General features: G+C 56.3%; 14 protein-coding genes and 1 pseudogene. 9 read left to right on the top strand and 6 right to left on the bottom strand.

Going from position 1 to position 18,043, the window contains the following annotated elements; all coding sequences use genetic code 11:
- The 3 genes from CA832_RS04485 to CA832_RS04475 all read left to right on the top strand — a co-directional run bounded on the left by CA832_RS04485 (position 1) and on the right by CA832_RS04475 (position 3,759).
- A complete protein-coding gene (locus CA832_RS04485; protein ID WP_088340341.1) occupies positions 1 to 492 on the top strand; it encodes an anthrone oxygenase family protein in 492 nt (163 codons plus the stop codon).
- 27 nt (positions 493 to 519) lie between these two features.
- A complete protein-coding gene (locus CA832_RS04480) occupies positions 520 to 1,356 on the top strand; it encodes a Rossmann-fold NAD(P)-binding domain-containing protein (protein ID WP_088340340.1) in 837 nt (278 codons plus the stop codon).
- Between the two features lie 126 nt (positions 1,357 to 1,482).
- Positions 1,483 to 3,759 (top strand): serine hydrolase, encoded by a 2,277-nt coding sequence (locus CA832_RS04475; RefSeq protein WP_158211880.1) that lies wholly within the window; start codon positions 1,483 to 1,485, stop codon positions 3,757 to 3,759.
- A 108-nt stretch (positions 3,760 to 3,867) separates the two neighbouring features.
- Here the strand turns inward: CA832_RS04475 and CA832_RS04470 are convergent.
- A pseudogene (locus tag CA832_RS04470) lies at positions 3,868 to 3,975 on the bottom strand (helix-turn-helix domain-containing protein); the annotation flags it as partial.
- Positions 3,976 to 4,080: 105 nt separating this feature from the next.
- On the opposite strand from CA832_RS04470, the gene CA832_RS04465 reads away from it, so the two are divergent.
- Both CA832_RS04465 and CA832_RS04460 read left to right on the top strand, forming a co-directional pair.
- Entirely contained in the window at positions 4,081 to 4,539 is a 459-nt protein-coding gene (locus tag CA832_RS04465) for a (2Fe-2S)-binding protein (RefSeq protein ID WP_088340338.1), read from the top strand.
- Positions 4,540 to 4,556: 17 nt separating this feature from the next.
- A complete protein-coding gene (locus CA832_RS04460; RefSeq protein ID WP_088340337.1) occupies positions 4,557 to 6,755 on the top strand; it encodes a xanthine dehydrogenase family protein molybdopterin-binding subunit in 2,199 nt (732 codons plus the stop codon).
- Positions 6,756 to 6,805: 50 nt separating this feature from the next.
- Here the strand turns inward: CA832_RS04460 and CA832_RS04455 are convergent, their stop codons facing one another.
- On the bottom strand, positions 6,806 to 8,257 hold the full coding sequence (locus tag CA832_RS04455) for a sulfatase family protein (RefSeq protein WP_233131730.1): 1,452 nt from the start codon (positions 8,255 to 8,257) through the stop codon (positions 6,806 to 6,808).
- Positions 8,258 to 8,341: 84 nt separating this feature from the next.
- Between CA832_RS04455 and CA832_RS04450 the strand changes: the two genes are divergently transcribed.
- The 3 genes from CA832_RS04450 to CA832_RS04440 all read left to right on the top strand — a co-directional run bounded on the left by CA832_RS04450 (position 8,342) and on the right by CA832_RS04440 (position 13,825).
- Positions 8,342 to 9,829, top strand: coding sequence for a sulfatase family protein (locus CA832_RS04450; protein WP_088340335.1), 1,488 nt, complete (start codon positions 8,342 to 8,344; stop codon positions 9,827 to 9,829).
- 262 nt (positions 9,830 to 10,091) lie between these two features.
- The gene (locus CA832_RS04445) at positions 10,092 to 11,435 is read left to right on the top strand and encodes a toll/interleukin-1 receptor domain-containing protein (RefSeq protein WP_088340334.1); all 1,344 of its coding nucleotides are present in this window, start codon (positions 10,092 to 10,094) and stop codon (positions 11,433 to 11,435) included.
- A 26-nt stretch (positions 11,436 to 11,461) separates the two neighbouring features.
- Positions 11,462 to 13,825, top strand: coding sequence for an nSTAND1 domain-containing NTPase (locus CA832_RS04440; RefSeq protein ID WP_143542331.1), 2,364 nt, complete (start codon positions 11,462 to 11,464; stop codon positions 13,823 to 13,825).
- Positions 13,826 to 13,831: 6 nt separating this feature from the next.
- Here CA832_RS04440 and CA832_RS04435 read toward each other — a convergent pair whose 3' ends face one another.
- The 3 genes from CA832_RS04435 to CA832_RS04425 form a co-directional block, all read right to left on the bottom strand.
- Entirely contained in the window at positions 13,832 to 14,839 is a 1,008-nt protein-coding gene (locus CA832_RS04435) for a phosphotransferase (protein WP_088340332.1), read from the bottom strand.
- Positions 14,832 to 15,344 (bottom strand): AAA family ATPase, encoded by a 513-nt coding sequence (locus CA832_RS04430; RefSeq protein WP_088340331.1) that lies wholly within the window; start codon positions 15,342 to 15,344, stop codon positions 14,832 to 14,834. Before CA832_RS04430 ends, CA832_RS04435 begins: the two co-directional genes overlap by 8 nt.
- Before the next feature lie 94 nt (positions 15,345 to 15,438).
- Entirely contained in the window at positions 15,439 to 15,765 is a 327-nt protein-coding gene (locus CA832_RS04425; RefSeq protein ID WP_088340330.1) for a TerB family tellurite resistance protein, read from the bottom strand.
- Between the two features lie 200 nt (positions 15,766 to 15,965).
- On the opposite strand from CA832_RS04425, the gene CA832_RS04420 reads away from it, so the two are divergent.
- The gene (locus tag CA832_RS04420; protein WP_088340329.1) at positions 15,966 to 17,465 is read left to right on the top strand and encodes an NADP-dependent isocitrate dehydrogenase; all 1,500 of its coding nucleotides are present in this window, start codon (positions 15,966 to 15,968) and stop codon (positions 17,463 to 17,465) included.
- Positions 17,466 to 17,562: 97 nt separating this feature from the next.
- Here the strand turns inward: CA832_RS04420 and CA832_RS04415 are convergent, their stop codons facing one another.
- Complete coding sequence (locus CA832_RS04415) at positions 17,563 to 17,892, bottom strand: hypothetical protein (protein ID WP_088340328.1); 330 nt, start codon at positions 17,890 to 17,892, stop codon at positions 17,563 to 17,565.
- Between the last annotated feature and the right edge of the window lie 151 nt (positions 17,893 to 18,043).

Here is an 18,043-nt window from a genome sequence, read left to right as displayed (position 1 = left end):
ATGGAATTTTCTATCAGCAACATTTCTCTCCTGGCCACCATAATTCTGGTCGGGCTCTCGGCCGGACTGTGCTTCACCTGGGGCAATGCCGTAACCCCCGGCATCGGAAACCTGGACGACACGGGGTTTCTGCAGGCCTTCCAGCAAATGAACCGGAGCATCCTTAACCCGCCTTTCTTTTTGGTTTTCCTGGGAGCCCTGCCCGTGGGAATTGCAGCAGTCCTGGCTGCCCGGGGAGAGTCGCCCCTGCACTTCCGCCTGGTACTGGTCGCGGTCATCCTCTACGGCATCGGGGTGGTCCTGGTGACGGTTTTCGGGAATGTCCCGCTCAACCAGATTCTGGACAAGACGGAGCTGGCCGGCAGTACCCTGGAGGAGCTGGCAGCCCTTCGCAAAAAATTTGAAACCCCCTGGAACCGCTTTCACAGCATCCGGGTGGTAAGCAGTATCCTGTCTTTTGCGCTGCTGGCGCTGGCAGGCCTCATGAAATAAGTATCTCATCATTAAAACCATCATACTATGAAACGCAACATTTTAGTTTTAGGAGGCACCGGTAAAACCGGGCGCCGCATCGCAGAAAAATTAACCGCCCAGGGCCACCACGTACGCATCGGGTCCCGGGGTGCCACCCCGTCCTTCGACTGGCACCACCCTGCCGGCTGGCCTGCTGTCCTTGAGGGGATGGAAAAGGTCTACATTACCTACCAGCCGGATCTGGCTGTACCCGGAGCCAAGGAGGCCATTGCCGCCCTGACCAGGGTTGCACGTGAAAAAGGGGTACAGCAACTGGTCTTGCTCTCCGGAAAAGGCGAAACGGAAGCCGAGCAGTGCGAGCAGATCGTCCTGGGCTCCGGAATAGAAAGCACCATTATCCGGGCCAGCTGGTTCAACCAGAATTTCAGCGAGAGCTTTTTCCTGGAGCCCATCCTGCAAGGGGTTGTGGCCCTGCCCAAGGCAGATAGCAAGGCCCCTTACGTAGATGCCAACGACCTGGCAGACGCTGCCGTGGCCGTTTTGACCGGAGAAGGACATGGAGGTAAAATCTATGAGCTTACCGGGCCCCGCCTGCTCTCCTTCCGGGAGGTTACAGCCGAGATAGCCCAAGCCACGGGAAGGGAGCTCACCTTTATCCCCATTACCCTTCCGGAATACGTGGAAGGCATGCGCCAGCAGGGCCTCCCGGAGGACCTCATCTGGCTCATGGAATACCTCTTTACCGAGGTGCTGGCCAATCCGAAAAACCAGGTGGTTACCGGGGATATCGAAAAGATCCTGGGCCGCAAGCCCAAAGACTTTGCCGATTTTGCCCGGGAAACGGCCGCCAGTGGTATCTGGGATGCCGTTGCCGCGGAATAAACCCGGGGTGCCTCCTGTAACACCAGAGGCAATTACCACACCTACTAAAGGGGGCAGGAAGCCTGCCCCCTTCCTTTTCTTCATCACATCTGCCTGAAAGGGATGGATAATCAAAAAACAACCGTCATGAAATATCTCATTATATTCTTTTGGCTCCTGGGTGCCTGTTGGGTTTCAGGCCAGGGCAGTCAACACAAAATAGCGTTAGCCAGCCGGATCGATTCCTACCTGACTCAGGCGGAGGCCAACGGGTATTCCGGCACAATTCTGGTCGCCCATAACAAAGACATCATATTTACCAAAGGCTACGGAATGGCCTACCGGGAAGCCGGGATCCGCAATACCCCGGAGACCGTTTTCAATATCGGCTCCGTCACCAAGCAGTTTACCGCCGCTGCCGTCCTGAAACTCGCGGAAGCAGGAAAACTGCACCCCTCCGACCCTATAGGGCGCTACGTCCCGGGGCTGCCCGAAGGTAAAGCGAACATAACCCTGCACCAGCTCATTGTGCAGATCTCCGGGATTTCTCCCGCAACCGGCGGGTTCCGGTACGATGCGGCCAGCCTGGAGGACTTTATCGGGGTAGTGGCAGCATCCGAACTGTTATACGCACCCGGAACCCGGCACACCTATGCCAATGCCAACTATATCCTGCTTGCCGCCGCCGTAGAGGCCGCCGCCGAAATGGCCTATGAAACCTACCTGCGGCAAACCTTTTTCGAACCGCTTGGAATGGCGGATACAGGGTACCGGCAAGGCGTCCGGGACACTGCCCGGCTGGCCCACGGGTACTATTTCGATGATGTCCGCGGGGCCTGGCAGGACTGGGGGACCACCCAGGACCACTTGCCCGCCCCGGAATACCACTGGTTCAGCATTGGGAAAGGGGACTTGTATTCCACGGCAGGCGACCTGCTGACCTGGCACCAGGCCTTGCAGGAGAGGCGCGTGCTGGGAGAGGCTTCCACAGCGCTCTTACAAACCCCACACGTACCGGAATCCGAAGGGGGTACCTCCTTTTACGGGTATGGCTGGGCCATCATGGAAGACCCAGCCCTGGGGAAAGTCGTCACCCACAACGGGAGCAACGGGATCTACTTTGCCGATTTGCTGAGGTTTGTAGACAGCGGGTGGGTGGTGATATCCCTTTCGAACATCCGGCTTAACAATGCCTCGGAAGGAGTGGCCTGGGAGGTATCCCGGATGATCTCCGACACTGCCTATCAGCCGGCATCCATCCCGAAAAACACCCATGAACTCGTCTTTGAATATATCCGCAGCCATTCCCCTGCCCAGGCTTCCGGGTTAAACGAGTTCCTAACAGAGCGTACCGGTTCGGGTATCCCGGACAAAGGGCTGCTGAACCGCATCGGCCTGCGTCAGATTACCCATGGGCGGGATGCCAAATGGGGTCTTGCCCTGCTCCGCCTGAACACGGAGGTGTTCCCGGGAGACGGGAACCTGTGGGATTCCCTTGGAGAAGCATACTACCTCCTGGGCAGGAAGTCGGAAGCTGCCGCGGCCTTCACCCACGCCCTGGAACTGGGGGATGGGGTCCCTTGCCATTGGTGCGGGAATGCCATACAGCGCCTGCAGACCCTGGAAGATGCCAAAGCAGCAGCCAAAGGGCCTTACATGGGGCAGGACCCGCCTGGACAGAACCCGGAAGTATTCGCCCCCGGGATAGTCTCCACGGAACATTTGGAGGCCGAGGCGGCCTTTTCCCCGGATGGCAGGGAGTTCTATTTTATGCGCCAACGGGAAGGCGAGGCCCCGAAGAACTATGTAATGCACTACCAGGATGGGACCTGGTCAGGCCCGGAGGAAATCGAGACCTCCCAGGGGGGCGAGGTCTTTATTGCACCAGACAACCGAACCATGTACCACGGCAACACCTACAGGGAGCGTCTGCCTTCCGGTTGGTCTGGGCCCCAATCCCTGGGGACGCACTTTGAGCCCTACCCCATCATGCGCCTGACCGCATCGGAGGCGGGCACCTTTTTCTTCGATGTACGGGAGGAGGTCGGTGCCATCCGGGTTTCCCGCCTGGTTGCCGGCACGCGCCAACCCCCGGAGGTCCTCCCCGAAACCATCAACTCCGGGAAATGGATTGCCCACCCCTTTATTGCCCCGGACGAAAGCTATCTCATTTGGGATGCCGAGCGCGAAGGCGGCTTCGGGGACTCGGACTTATATGTGAGTTTCCGGCAGGCGGATGGGTCGTGGGGGCCGGCACTGAACCTGGGCCCGGAAATCAATACCGAGCACGAGGACATTTTCGGCAGCGTGACCCCGGACGGGAACTATTTGATCTACCAGACCATCGATACCACCCGGCCCATCCGATTTGCCAATATTCATTGGGTGGATGCCGGGGTGCTGGAGGGGTTGAGAAACAACTAGCAGGCGCATGTAAGGACCAAAAGGGACTCGGCTGAAAACCGGTCAACCCATTAGAAAGCATGGGTAGAATTCCCTTATTCCGACTGATTGCAGGAGTTGACCACCCCCCTACTTCAGCATCCGGAACGCATTTGGGGAATGCCCGGTCTTCTTTTTAAACAGGCGGGTAAAGTGCTGGGGGTATTTAAAGCCCAGTTCGTAGGCTATTTCCCGGATCCCGATTCCGGGTTTAAATTCCTCCCCACCGCCCCCGGGGCTCCCGATAATTTAAACCGATTCTTTGAATGAAAATCCGTATCTTCCAGGGAATATAAAACGACCATGGCAAAATTCAACTTAAACATCAACGGCACCCAGCGGGAAGTGGACGTAGACCCCTCCACCCCGCTGCTCTGGGTCCTGAGGGACCACCTGAACCTCGTCGGCGCCAAATATGGCTGCGGCATTGCGCAATGCGGCTCCTGTATGGTGCACCTGGGGGATACCGCAACCTATTCCTGTATGCTCCCGGTTTCCTCTGTTGGTAACCAGAAGGTGACCACCATCGAGGGGCTTTCTGAAAACGGCGACCACCCGGTACAGCAAGCCTGGCTGGAGGTGGACGTGCCCCAGTGCGGGTACTGCCAGTCAGGGCAGATCATGGCTGCGGCCGCCCTGCTCAAGCAAAACCCCAACCCGAGCGATGCCGAGATCGAAATGGCCATGAACGGCAACCTCTGCCGGTGTGGCACCTATGTGCGCATCAAAGAAGCCATCAAGAAAGCAGCCGCCAATTCCTGAACCCAAAACGCTGAGACATGACACGTATTAAGACACAATATAACCGCCGTTCCTTCCTGAAGGTCTCCGCAGCCGCGGGGGGCGGGATGCTGATTGGGTTCAACTGGATGATGAGTTGCACCCGGGCAGAAGAAAAACCAGCCATCGCCATCCCCAACGAATGGTTTGAGATTAACGGGTATATCAAAATCGGGGATACCGGAATGGTAACCATTTACAACCCGAACCCGGAAATCGGCCAGAACGTAATGACCTCCATGCCCATGATCGTGGCCGAGGAACTGGATGTCCCGTGGGACCACGTGGTAGTGGAACAGGGCATGCTGGATTCCGATGCCTTCAAAAACCCGCAATTTGCAGGGGGAAGTCTTTCCATCATGCTCGGGTGGGAACCACTCCGCATGGCCGGGGCCGCCGGCAGGAGGATGCTCCTGGAGGCTGCTGCCAAAGAATGGGGAGTTGCCGTTTCGGACCTTTCCGCCAGCCAGGGTATCATCAAAGAAGTTAACGGGGAGCGCAGCATCGGTTACGGGGAAATCGCCTCCAAGGCCGTGGGTATAGAAATCCCCGAGGAGGTGGAGTTGAAGGACCCGACAACATTTACCCTTATTGGTACCACCCAGAAAAACGTGGTGGGCAAGGATATCGTTACCGGGAAGCCGCTTTTCGGGCTGGATTACCAGCGGGAAGGCATGAAACTCGCCATGATCGTGCAGCCGCCCGCCTTCGGGATGACGCCTACCGGTTTTAACCAGGAGGAGATCAAAGGTATGAATGGCGTGACCGACGCCTTTATGATCGATACCGGGATCGATTCCGAACTCTTCGGAAACGTGAGCGCCTTCCCCAAATGTATCGCCATTGTGGGAGACACCACCTGGGAATTGATGCAGGCCAAAAAAGCCGTCCGCGCCCAATGGGAAACCGTTGGCGCCCTGGAGGATTCCCGCATGCATACCGAGCGGATGGAGGAAGTCCTGCGCAGCGGCACCCCCCGGGATGTCCGCCGGGACGGGGATCCGGAAGCGGCCTTTGCCCGCGCGGCCAAGGTGATTGAAAGGACGTATACCTCGCCCTTCCAGGCACACAACACCATGGAGCCCATGAATTTCTTTGCGCATGTAACGGCAGACGGGGCCGAATTATTCGGGCCCACCCAGACGCCGAACGCACTGCGGGACCTGGCTGCCCTGTTGCTGGATATGGACAAAGAAAAATTCAGCGTGGGGATGACGCGGATGGGGGGTGGTTTCGGCCGCAGGCTCTACACGCACTTCGGCCTGAGGGCCGCCGCCATCTCCAAACAGGCCGGCGTCCCGGTTAAACTGATTTACACCCGGGAGGACGATATGGCCAACGGGGTATACCGCCCGGCATACGCCAGCACCTACAAGGCAGGCCTGGACGAAAATAACAACCTGATCGCCTTTTCCGTACGGGGTACCGGATTGCCGGAAGGAGCCATTTTCCCGAGTCGTTTCCCGGCCGGGACGGTGGACAATTACCTTGCCGAGAACATCATGTCCGAAACCAATATCTCCACAGGAGCATGGCGCGCCCCCCGTTCCCATTTTACAGCCGGGGCGGAACAGTCCTTCCTGGACGAGGTAGCGGAAGCTGCCGGCAAGGACCCCATCGAGTTCCGCCTGGAGCTCTTTGAACGAGCCAAGAACAACCCTGTTGGGGAGGAGCACGACTACGATGCCGAGCGCTATGCCGGGGTACTGAAACTGGTCAAGGAAAAAGCCGGATGGGGCACCAATACCCCCGGGGTTTTCCGCGGAGTAGCCGCCTATTTCTGCCACAACAGCTATGTGGCCGAAGTCTTCGATATGGTGCAGGAAGACGGGGAACTCAAGGTCCAGAAAGTATGGTGTGCCGTAGATTGCGGGATCGTAATTAACCCGGATGCAGCCGCCAACATGATCCAGGGGGGCGTGGTAGACGGGATTGGCCATGCCATGTACAGCCAGCTCACCTTCGAGAATGGCGTGCCCCAGCAACAGAATTTCGACCGGTACCAGCTTATACGGCACAGTCAGGCGCCCAAGGAGATCGAGGTGTTCTTCGTGGACAGCGACGTCTCCCCCACCGGACTGGGGGAACCCGGGTTGCCACCAGCTGCCGGGGCTATGGCCAGTGCCATGTACAAGGCCACAGGACGCCGCGTATACAACATCCCTTTCGCAACCGACAAACCCCCTCTGGTAGGGTAGATCGGACCGATTCAACCATTGAAAAACGGCGGGGATACCCCGCCGTTTTTTTAACCCCTGTCTTTCAGCTGGTCTGGTAAACGCACCATATTTGCCTGGTGTTCGGCAACCATCTTGCGGATGACGGCCAAAATATCAGGGTGGGCCTCCGAAATATCAAACCGCTCTGAAGGGTCTTCTTCCACATTGAACAGCAATGGCACCTGATGTTCTTGGCGCGTATTCGGACGGTAGCCTGCTTCTGTTATAAAGTGGGCCTTATAAGGGCCCATCCGTACGGCATAGAGTTCACTTCCCCTGTAATAGAACATCGTCTTCCTGGGGCTTTGCCCGTTACCCCGCAACACCGGCCCCAAGTCCGTCCCGTCCAGAATCCGGTCCCCGGGTACCGGAACCCCAGCCAAACTACTGAAAGTCGGGAGCAAGTCGAGGGTGCTGCCCATATCCATGACCACTCCGGGTTGGATGAGCCTGGGGCCCCAGAAGATTGTCGGTTCGCGCATCCCCCCTTCCCAAGTGCTTCCTTTGCCTTCGCGCAACATACCTGCCGTACCGCCCGAGATTTCCGTGGGCAGCCAGGGACCGTTATCCGAGGTAAAGACCACAATGGTATTGCCCACCAGGCCTTCTTCCTCGAGCATTTTTAGTATCAGCCCAATCCCGTGGTCGATCTCCTCCACCACATCACCATACAGGCCCCTTCGGCTGGTACCTCGAAACGCCTCGGAGGCAAAAAGAGGAACATGGGGAAGGTTGTGCGCCAGATACATAAAGAACGGACCGTCCTTATGCTCGCGTATCCATCTAATCGCATCTTCGGTATACCGCCTTGTAAGCGTATTCTGGTCGGCCGGCCTTTCAACGATTTCGGTTCCCCGCATGAGCGGGACATTAAAATCCGTCGGGGTCAGGTTATCCCATTCCCGGGTCCAGAGTTCCCAGTACCCCCTGGCGGAAGTAAGCGGACGGGTCCTATCCATATCGTTGGAATACGGGATCCCGAAATAATAGTCAAACCCATGGTTAGTGGGCAGGTACTGCTCTTGATGGCCCAGGTGCCATTTCCCGACCATCCCTGTAGCATAACCCGCCTTTCGAAGCTGTTCTGCCAAGGTAACCTCCGACTGGGGCAGGCCGTGGTGCGAATCCGGGAAGAGCACCCTATTTACTGAGGAGGCCATGCCACTGCGGACGGGCAGCCTGCCGGTCATCAACCCAGCCCGGCTGGGCGTGCACACACTGGCTGCGGCATAGAAATTCGTCCATTTCTGCCCCTGGGCGGCCATTCGGTCCAGGTTTGGGGTACGAATGGTCGGATGCCCGAAGACCCCAAGGTCCCCATACCCCAGGTCGTCAGCAAACACGACGATAAAGTTGGGGGTAGAGGACCCTTGCTGACCTAACATTACCGCCTGGAGCAGGAGCATCATTCCCAGAAAGCACAGGGGCCTGGTCAGACAAGTGGGAATACGGATCTTTTGGAGTGGGTTTGTTGCTTTCATAGTTGGTTGATTTTAAGGAAATAACCAGATACCTATCAATTTAAGCACAATTGTTTATTTTAGGAGGAACCAACCAACCAAACCATGGAAAAGAGCCGCTTACGCCTGTGTTTAACTACCTTGTTACTGGGCTTTGTCCTGATACCCTCCACCCTGACCGCAGGCCCCGGACCCCAAAAGAAACAGCGCAATGTGATCTTTATCCTCACCGATGACCATCGCTTCGACTACATGGGCTTTACAGGGAAGGTCCCGTGGCTGGAAACCCCCAATATGGACCGGATGGCTGCGGAAGGGGCCTATTTGCCGAACGCCTTTGTGACCACTTCCCTCTGCTCCCCCAGTCGGGCTTCCATCCTAACAGGCCTCTATTCCCATACCCATACCATCGTAGACAACCAGGCGCCTAACCCGGGGAACCTCACCTATTTTCCGGAATACCTGCAAAAGGCAGGTTACCAGACCGCCTTCCTGGGCAAATGGCACATGGGCAGCCACACCGATGAGCCCCGCCCGGGCTTTGACCATTGGGAGAGCTTTTTCGGACAGGGGGTCTACTACAACCCTACCCTGAACATCAACGGGGAACGCATCGCCTACAAAGACTCCACCTATATTACCGACCTGCTTACCGAACATGCCGTGGAGTGGCTTAAAAACCGCGACAGAAACAAACCCTTTTTCCTGTACCTCTCCCACAAAGCCGTCCATGCCGAATTCCAGCCGGCCCGTCGGCATAAGGGAAGGTATGCCGGCAAGCAAATTGCCCTGCCCCCTACCTACGACCAGACCAAAACCGGGGAATGGCGCAAGCTCAAATGGCCGGAATGGGTGGCCAAACAGCGGGTCAGCTGGCATGGGGTAGACTATATGTACCACAGCAATACGGATATGCAGGAGTTGGTACAGGCCTATTGCGAAACCCTGCTTGGGGTAGACGAGAGCATTGGTTCCGTACTGGGGTACCTGGAAGCGGAAGGATTGGCAGACGAAACCATGGTGATCTATATGGGAGACAATGGCTTCAGCTGGGGCGAACACGGACTTATAGACAAGCGGCACTTTTACGAGGAATCGGTGAAAGTCCCTCTGCTGGTGCGTTGCCCGGATCTCTTTGAGGGCGGCAAGACACCAACGGCCATGGTGCAGAACATCGATATCGGGCCCACCATCCTGGCAGAGGCCGGGGTCGCTAAACCGGATCACATGCCAGGGGTATCATTTATCCCCATCCTTACAGGGGAAAAGCCCGGGGGCAACCGCGACAAGATTTTCTATGAGTATTACTGGGAAAACGATTTCCCCATGACCCCTACTGTCTTTGGGATGCGGACCGACAAGTACAAATACATCCGCTACAACGGGGTATGGGACCAGAACGAGCTCTACGACCTGGAAAACGACCCCTTTGAAATGTACAACCTCATCGGGGACCCGGACAAACAGGAGCTGGCCAAAAGCATGCTGGACTCCCTTTATACCTGGCTCGAAGGAACCGGTGGGATGCAAATCCCCCTGAAACGCACTTCAAGGCCGCGGTGGGGCGATTTTAAACACCAGGGGGAATATTAAACAAGGACTGGCGTATTTTCCTACAAAAGGACTGCTATCAGCGGTTTTCGACCGACCAAAGCGTTATTTTGTCCGAATTCCGGCGGCCGTTTGCGGAAAACTGTTAAATTGTAGAACTCCGGCCCCAGGCCGAGCCCCCATCTTCTTGCCCCGTTCCACCCGACTTTGCTTCGGTTATTCAGTTATTGCCTGCTAAAACAGGTTACTCGCACCCTATGAAGCACTCAGGACCCTCTGGCTTCCGGGGGCTAATGCCCCGGATATGAAGGACGCCACCTTACAGCGTATTGTAAAACGGATCAACGAAGGTTCCTGCCTGGTGATCCTGGGCCCGCAATTGCTCAGCGAAGACGGCCGGAGTATCCATGCCCGGCTGAACGAGTACCTAGCGGAAAGCCTGGGCGACAAGGTGCGCTACTACGACGACCAGGAATTTGTGAGTTTCGATACCAAAACCAGGGAGCTCCTAATAGAGGATGAAGTATCGGATTTCTTCGAAGCCCTGCAGCCCAACGAGCTGTACCAGAAAATTGCGGACATCCCCTTCCCCCTAATCATCAATACCGCCCCGGACGTTACCCTCAACAAGGTGCTGAAAGACAAGGGTATTGGGTTCGACTATGATTTCTACCACAAGGGGCAGGCGCCCAAGGAGCCCAACAAAACCCAGGCCCGATACATCTACAACATCTTTGGGGACCACCGGGAGCTGGACTCCATGATCCTCACCTACCGGGACCTCTATGAGTACCTCCACAGCATTATGGGAGACAACGGACTGAAGATTAAAAGCATCCTTCGGGAAGCCAAAACGGTCCTCTTTTTCGGGTTCAGCTTCGATAAATGGTATTTCCAGCTGCTGCTCTGGCTCATGCAGATAGAGGACAAACTCCTGAACTCCCACGATATCACCCAGGACAACATCAAGAATTTCTTCCATGCGGAATTCGATGTGGAATTTTTTGAAAACAGCACAGCGGCAGAGATTATCAATGCCCTTCACCAGGCCTGGAGCGAGGGGCAAATAGGAGAACCACCCGCACAAAAGGTTGCCCCTACCGAAATTTTTATCTCCTATGCCTGGAAGGGCGCCAGCGAGGAAATGGCCAACCTGATTGAAACCACCCTGGAGGCCAACCAGATCCGCCTGGTACGGGACAAGAACGACCTGGGGTACAAGGGCGGCATTATGGAATTCATGAACCGGATCGGGGAGGCCAAGGGGGTAGTGGTTATCGTCAGCGATAAATACCTGAAATCCGGGTACTGTATGTATGAGCTGACGGAAATCTACCGGCACAAAGACTTTGAAGGCCGCATCTTCCCCATCGTATTGGAAGATGCCATGATTTTTGACGTGAACAAGCGCCTGGAATACAAACAGGAATGGAAAAAGAAGCTCGATGAACTCGATGAGGAAATCAAGCGCTCCGGGGCCGAAGCCCTGAAGACCATCGGGGTGGAATACGAACGCTTCAAGCGGATTTACGACGATTTCGACACCATCATCAACAAGGTGGCCGACATGAATGTCCTCACGCCGGACATTCACAAAAGCACCCATTTTGAGGAACTCATAAAAGCAATCCGGGAAGGTACCCGGTAGCCCAAAAGGCCCGCAAGGAAAAAGCAGTGGAAAAACAATTCAGATATCCCGGTGCAAGACCCTTCTCCGAAGAAGACCGCAAGTTGTTCTTCGGCAGGGATGCGGACATTCGCGCCCTGTCTGCGCGGGTGGCCCTGGAACCCCTGGTGGTCCTCTTCGGCAAGTCGGGATACGGGAAGACATCCCTGCTGCAGGCCGGGGTCCTGCCCAGGTTGCGCGATACAGAAAACCACCGTATCCTGGAACTTCGCTTCAACGAGCCGGATAAAAACCCCTTGGACCTGGTCCTGGAGCAGCTCAAAACCCATCTGGGTGCGGCTCCTTTTCTGGGAGATACCCTTCAGGTCTCCGAGGAACTTCCGGACGATCTTTCCGCCCTGCTCTGGTGCTACCTGAAGTCCCTGCAGATTGCCGGGCCTGAAACCCCCTGGAACACCCTGGTCTTCGACCAGTTTGAGGAGTTATTCCATTTTCACCAACCCCATGTGGAATCCTTTGGGAGGGCTTTGGCAGATGTCCTGAGGCCCAAGCCGCCAAAGGCCATCCGCCGGATTATAAAAGCGCATCATCTTTCCGGGGCGGGCACCTTTACCGAAAGTGACCTGGAGAGCTGGCTGGCCCCGCTCAATTGCAAGGTCCTGCTTTCGGTCCGCCACGACCACCTGGGCTCCCTGGACGCCCTCAAACCCAATATCCCGTATATTTTCAGGCACACCTACGAGCTCAAGCCCCTCAATGGGATGCAGGCCCTGGAGGCCCTCCAAAAGCCCGCCGCATTGGAAGGCCCCTATACATCCCCCGTTTTCACCTATTCGCAAGGTGCCCTGGATAAGATCCTCTCCAGCCTGAAAGACAAACGCACCCAGCGCATTGAAACCTTCCAGTTGCAACTCATTGCCCAGCATGCGGAGGAAGCCATCATGGCCAAAGCACAAAAACAACCCGGGGCGGCCTCCCTGGAACTGACGCCTTCAGACCTGGGGAACCCTGAAACGATCTTTGAAGACCACTACCGGGAAATTATTGAAGGCCTACCGCGAAAAAACCGGGGTAAAGCCAGGAACCTGGTCGAAAGTAGGCTTATCATCAACGGAAACCGGATTCCCTTACCGGAGCGTCTCATAACCCACCAGTACCAGGTTCCCGTGGCCCTGCTCAACACCCTGGTGGAGCGGCGCCTGCTGCGTTCCCAACTGGATTCCACCGGGGGCACCAGCCTGGAGCTCAGTCACGATACCCTGGTGGCACCCATACAGAAAACCGCACGGAAACACCGGCAGAAAGTCCTGTGGCGGCGCCTCCGCCTGGCGGGGCTGCTCATGCTGCTGGCCATCGTGGGCTTTGCCTCCTGGGGCATAGTGGAGTACCGTGAAATTAAAAGCCTGGAAGGGCAGATCGACAGCCTTAACGGGGTTATCCGGAACATGCCCAGAGACACCGTTACCAATACCCTTGTGGGGGAGGTCACGGTGATCGATTCCCTGGTGCTGCTCACCGAGCAACAGCGCGACAGTCTGGAAGGACTGCGCCAGGACCTGGACAGTATCGGGGGGATTGCCCGGGGAGTCCGGATCGATACGGTTTTTATCGATGACACAGGGAAATCCGTAACCCCTCCGGCCCCCATCAACGACAATATAGCCGTTAAGCTGCCCGCCCAGTGGCATTCCGAATGGATCGATAAACTCAACGCCCTTAAAGGCAGGGTAAGGGCAAACCCTGATGCGGAATATACAGGGGTAGCCTCCAGGCAGGGGTCCTCCGACAGCCGTGGGCCTTCCCAATGGGAATTCGCCCCGGGAGACGTACACCTGGTGGCTGTCAGGATCAATACGGCGCGCAGGATTTTCGATGCCCGTAACCCCAAGGCCTACTTTATCCTACTGGCCAACGAAAAGGTCTACCGCTTCCTCGGGGGCACAGGGTACTTTGCGGACGGTAAGGACCTGGCATTCCTACCCAAGGGCCAACACCTGTTGCGGAAGGAAACCACCGAAGCAGGGTGGGCCCTGATGCCCTACCGCAATGGGGTACAACTCATCAGGGATCTGAACTCCGATGGATCCCTTTCCGGGTCCGATATCACCAACGGGTTCTACAATTCCCCCCAAACCGACGTGGCCATCCGCTGGATTACCGGCAATACCATCGACCAGCCCGGGCAGCAACTCATCTTCGACCGGTACTACCTGAATGCCTTTAACAATGTGGTTGGCGGCAACGATGGGTCCGGCACCACCAATGCCTTTAATATTTTTGGGGCGGTGCTTTGGAACCATCCCGAAGGGACCGAGGTCCACTATACCGTGGTGGATCTTTCCGACTTCAGCGAGAGCCAGCAGGAAGAAATCATCCGGGATATCAACCGCCTGAAAACCGGCCTGGACTGAGCCCCCTCAGCCTTCCCCCAACAGCTCCCCGGCATAAGCCCTGAATAGATTGAAATAGCCCTGCAGCATATCCCTGGCTGCCAGCTGTGGTTCGGGACCCAAGGCCAGGGCCCCGACCTTCAGGCGCACATTGGCGCGGTAGAGCTTGTAAAACAGCAACAGCTCATGATCGGTATCGCATAGGATACATTCGAACTGGCTCCGGTACGCCTCCAGGAACGCCTCGGCCAAATCCTCCCGGCCAAATCGCTCCAGGTCCATAATCAGGAACCCGATTTCGCTCAGGACATCGAGGGTACGCAGTTCATCGCTGAACTCGATACAGTCAAAAACCACAGGCGGGTTGGTCATGAGCACATTGCGGCCGTGCAGGTCCCCATGTCCGTCGATCACAAAGCCCGCGGCCTTCCGCGCTTCAATGCGGGGGGAACGGTCCCGAAGAAAGCCTTCCGCCCGGGATATGACCCGGGCCAAAAAAGAAGCAGTGCCTTGCCCAAGAACAGATTCAAGGGTTTCCTTAACCGATAGGAGGTCTGCAAACTCCCGGAAGTGGTCCTCCCAGCCTTCGGCCTGCCAAACCCTGGTGGCCTGGCGGTGGAAGCCGGCCACCATCCGGGCCAATTCCCGGATTTCCGCAACGGAAACCTCCGCTTTGGCCAGCAGCAGGTCCAGTTGGCGCGAATCGTCCATCCGGCGCATTTTTACAGCAAAATCGACCCCTTTTTCGCCCGTCGCTCCTATCCGTATTCCGGATCCCTCCCTGCATAGCGGAACAACACCTATGTACATGTCCGGTGCCAGCCTCCTGTTGAGCGCTACCTCCCTTTCGCAATACATCTTACGAAGCGCTTTCGTGGAAAAATCCAGGAAACTGAATCGGATGGGCTTTTTGATCTTGTAGGCCAGGGTGTCGGTAAGCAGTACCCAGGAAGCATGAGTTTCGACCAGCATGGCCCCGCCAGGGGAAGAGCCCTCTAGATACTTGAGCAAGGATAGGACCTCATCCCTATTCATAACCCAGCATTTTGAGGATCCGCCCAACTGCCCCGAAAACCGGCTCGGTCTCTGTATTGACCCTGATTACGGGAGTTGCCGGCGGTTCAAAGGCCTCGCGTACGCTTAGAAATACCTCAAAATCCGCTTCGGTTAAAGGCCTGCTACGGGATACCCGTCCGCGAACGGCTTCTTCGGAGGCTTCTGTACATATCCATATGCAATCTACTCCTAATCCCGCCGCAAGCGCCATAAACCGTTCCCGCCGGGTTGCCCTGTGAAAAGTGGCATCAATGACCACACTAATCCCTTTTTGGAGTCTTTCACGCACCCAGGTTTCCAGCGCTGTATACACCTGCTCCTTTGTAGTGGGGTCATACTGCCCGCGAAGCCCGAGGCAAGCCCGTAATTCATCGGTATTGGCATGAGGCCAGCCCAGGCGCTCCGCCAGGGCTTCGGCCAGGGTGGTCTTCCCGGTTCCGGGAAGGCCGAAAACAATCAGCAATACGGGCGTACTACGGGTCATGGGCTTCCTTTCCGGGAAGCTACGCAGAAAATGCGGCCGGCAGCATGATAAATGACAGGCGGAGGCGCCTCAGGCTAAAAATTAAGGTAAAGGGTCAGAGATCCAGCTCTATTCCTGCAGCAGAGAATACCCTGTAGATAAACTGAATTTCGCGCTCATCTACATCCCCATCCGCATTGGCGGCTTCGTTCATCAGCCGGGCCAGGGTTTGCTTTTGCGGATCGGGCATCTCGCGAAGTACGGCAAGGGCCTCGGCGGGTTCCGCCTTGCGGGCCTCCAGGATGAGTTCTGGTTGGAAATCCATGGCGTCGGCCAGGCGGTCCATAAAGCGGACTTCACCGCGCTTTACGGTATTGTCCATTTGAATGACCTCGTCTATGGCCTTTAAAACAGCGAGCTTTTCTAGTAGGTTGAACTCCATGGGGTTAATCAGTAAAGGTGGATAACGGTACGTTTTCGAACGCACAATATACGAACTAAATCAGAACGGCGGTGCCATTGCTAGATGAAGGAAAATACTCTTTACATATATTATGCTTATGTTTTACATATTAAAGATAAATAAAAATATATGTATTAAATCCCGCATCTTTGTCCCCGACAAATGTAAAATACCACCCGATGAGTTCCACTACCCTTTCGTACACCCAGGGTTCTTCTGCCCCTGAATTCTATTCCGAAACCCCAATCCCCGTAGCCGTCTCGCATGGGGACGGGATTGGCCCGGAGATTATGGCGGCCGTTCTGAAAATCCTTAAGGCTGCCGGCGCCCCTTTAGCATTCGAGGAAATCGAAATGGGGGAACGCGCCTACCTGAGCGGGGTGAGTTCCGGGATTCCTTCCGAGGCCTGGGATGCCATCCGGAAACACCGGATCCTGTTGAAGGGCCCCATTACCACGCCCCAGGGCGGAGGGTACAAAAGCCTGAACGTAACCCTGCGCAAGAGCCTCGGTCTTTTTGCCAATACAAGGGCTTGCAGGAGTTACGCCCCCTACGTCCGTACCAAGCACCCGGAGATGGATGTGGTCATTATCCGGGAAAACGAGGAGGATCTCTATGCAGGCATCGAGCACCAGCAAACCCAGGAAGTGGTACAGTGCCTGAAACTGATTACCCGCCCGGGCTGCGAACAGATCATCCGCTACGCCTTCGAATACGCCCGCAGCCAGAACCGCAAAAAGCTAACCTGCCTGACCAAGGACAACATCATGAAGCAGACTGACGGGCTCTTCCACAGGGTATTTGACGAAATCGCAGCCGAGTATCCGGACATCGAGAGCAACCACATGATCATAGATATCGGGGCGGCCCTGATTGCGGACAGACCCGAAGATTTCGATGTGGTGGTCATGCCTAACCTGTACGGCGATATTGTTTCGGACATCACGGGGCAGATATCCGGTTCGGTTGGTCTTGGAGGCTCATCCAATATCGGCCGGGAATGTGCCATGTTCGAGGCCATTCACGGCAGCGCCCCCGACCTGGCCGGCAAGGATGTAGCCAACCCCTCCGGCCTGCTGCAGGCTGCTATCCTGATGCTTAACTACCTGGGGCAGTTCGAAGTAGCCGAACGCATCCAGAACGCCTGGCTGCGGACTTTGGAATCCGGGATCCATACCGGGGATATCTACCGCCCGGACCTGAGTACCCGCAAAGTAGGGACCCGGGAATTTGCGGAAGCCGTCTGCCAGAACCTGGGGCAGAAACCCAGACGCTTCCAGGCCGCGGATTATTCCGGGTTCGAACGGATTGAAATCCCCGCATACCGGCGGGCAAAGGAAAAAACCAAAACTCTGGACGGGGTAGACCTGTTCGTGGATTGGCGTGGGCAGGATGCCAGGGACCTCGCCTACAAACTGCAACTGCTGGAGAATGCCACCCTGAAACTTGCCATGATTACCAACCGGGGGGTTATGGTTTGGCCCAAAGGTTTTGAGGAAACCTTCTGCACGGACCACTGGAGGTGCCGCTTTAGCTCTGGGGAGGGCGTTCGGGTCCGGCCCCAGGACATCATCGAGCTCCTCCACAAAGCTGCCCTGACGGAAGTCGACGTAATCAAGACCGAAAACCTCTACCGGTTCGACGGCGTGCGCGGGTATTCCCTCGGGCAGGGGCAATGATGAATTAGCTAAGTACAGTAAAACCATTGCCAAAAAAAGGCCCTGGGAAAATTCCCAGGGCCTTTTTTATATTCCAGCCCGACTATTAAGGGCGGAATTACAACCGCTCTACCCGGATTCCGACATTGTCGAAGATCCCGGCGATGAGTTGCAACTCTCGTTCCGATACCCGCCCGTCGGCACTTGCCGCCTCGTTGAGGAGGATGGCCAGGGCGTGTTTCTTGTTTTCGGGCATTTCCGACAATACCGCAAGTGCTTGCTCCTCCTCTACTTCCCGGGCCTTTTTAAAGAGCTTCGGGTCGAACTGGAGGACACTTGCCAATTGGGAAATAAACACCGCTTCCCCTTCGTAGATCAGGTTGTCCGCCCGGATAACCTGTTCCACTATCTTGATTACGGCCAATTGCTCGGCCAGGTTGAATTTCACTAAACTTGAATTTTAAGACTATCCCATAGGTTTACCTGCAGCTGGGACCAGGGCCTGCCATCAACTGCCATACATGCTGATCCGACACTGTGGGGCCAGAACCGGAACAGCGCTTACTGCCCTATTGGGACTTTAACCCCGGGCCCCCTTT

The organism is Robiginitalea sediminis (assembly GCF_002198115.1).
GTDB classification, from domain to species: domain Bacteria; phylum Bacteroidota; class Bacteroidia; order Flavobacteriales; family Flavobacteriaceae; genus Robiginitalea; species Robiginitalea sediminis.
This window is presented reverse-complemented; position numbering and strand designations above follow the sequence as displayed.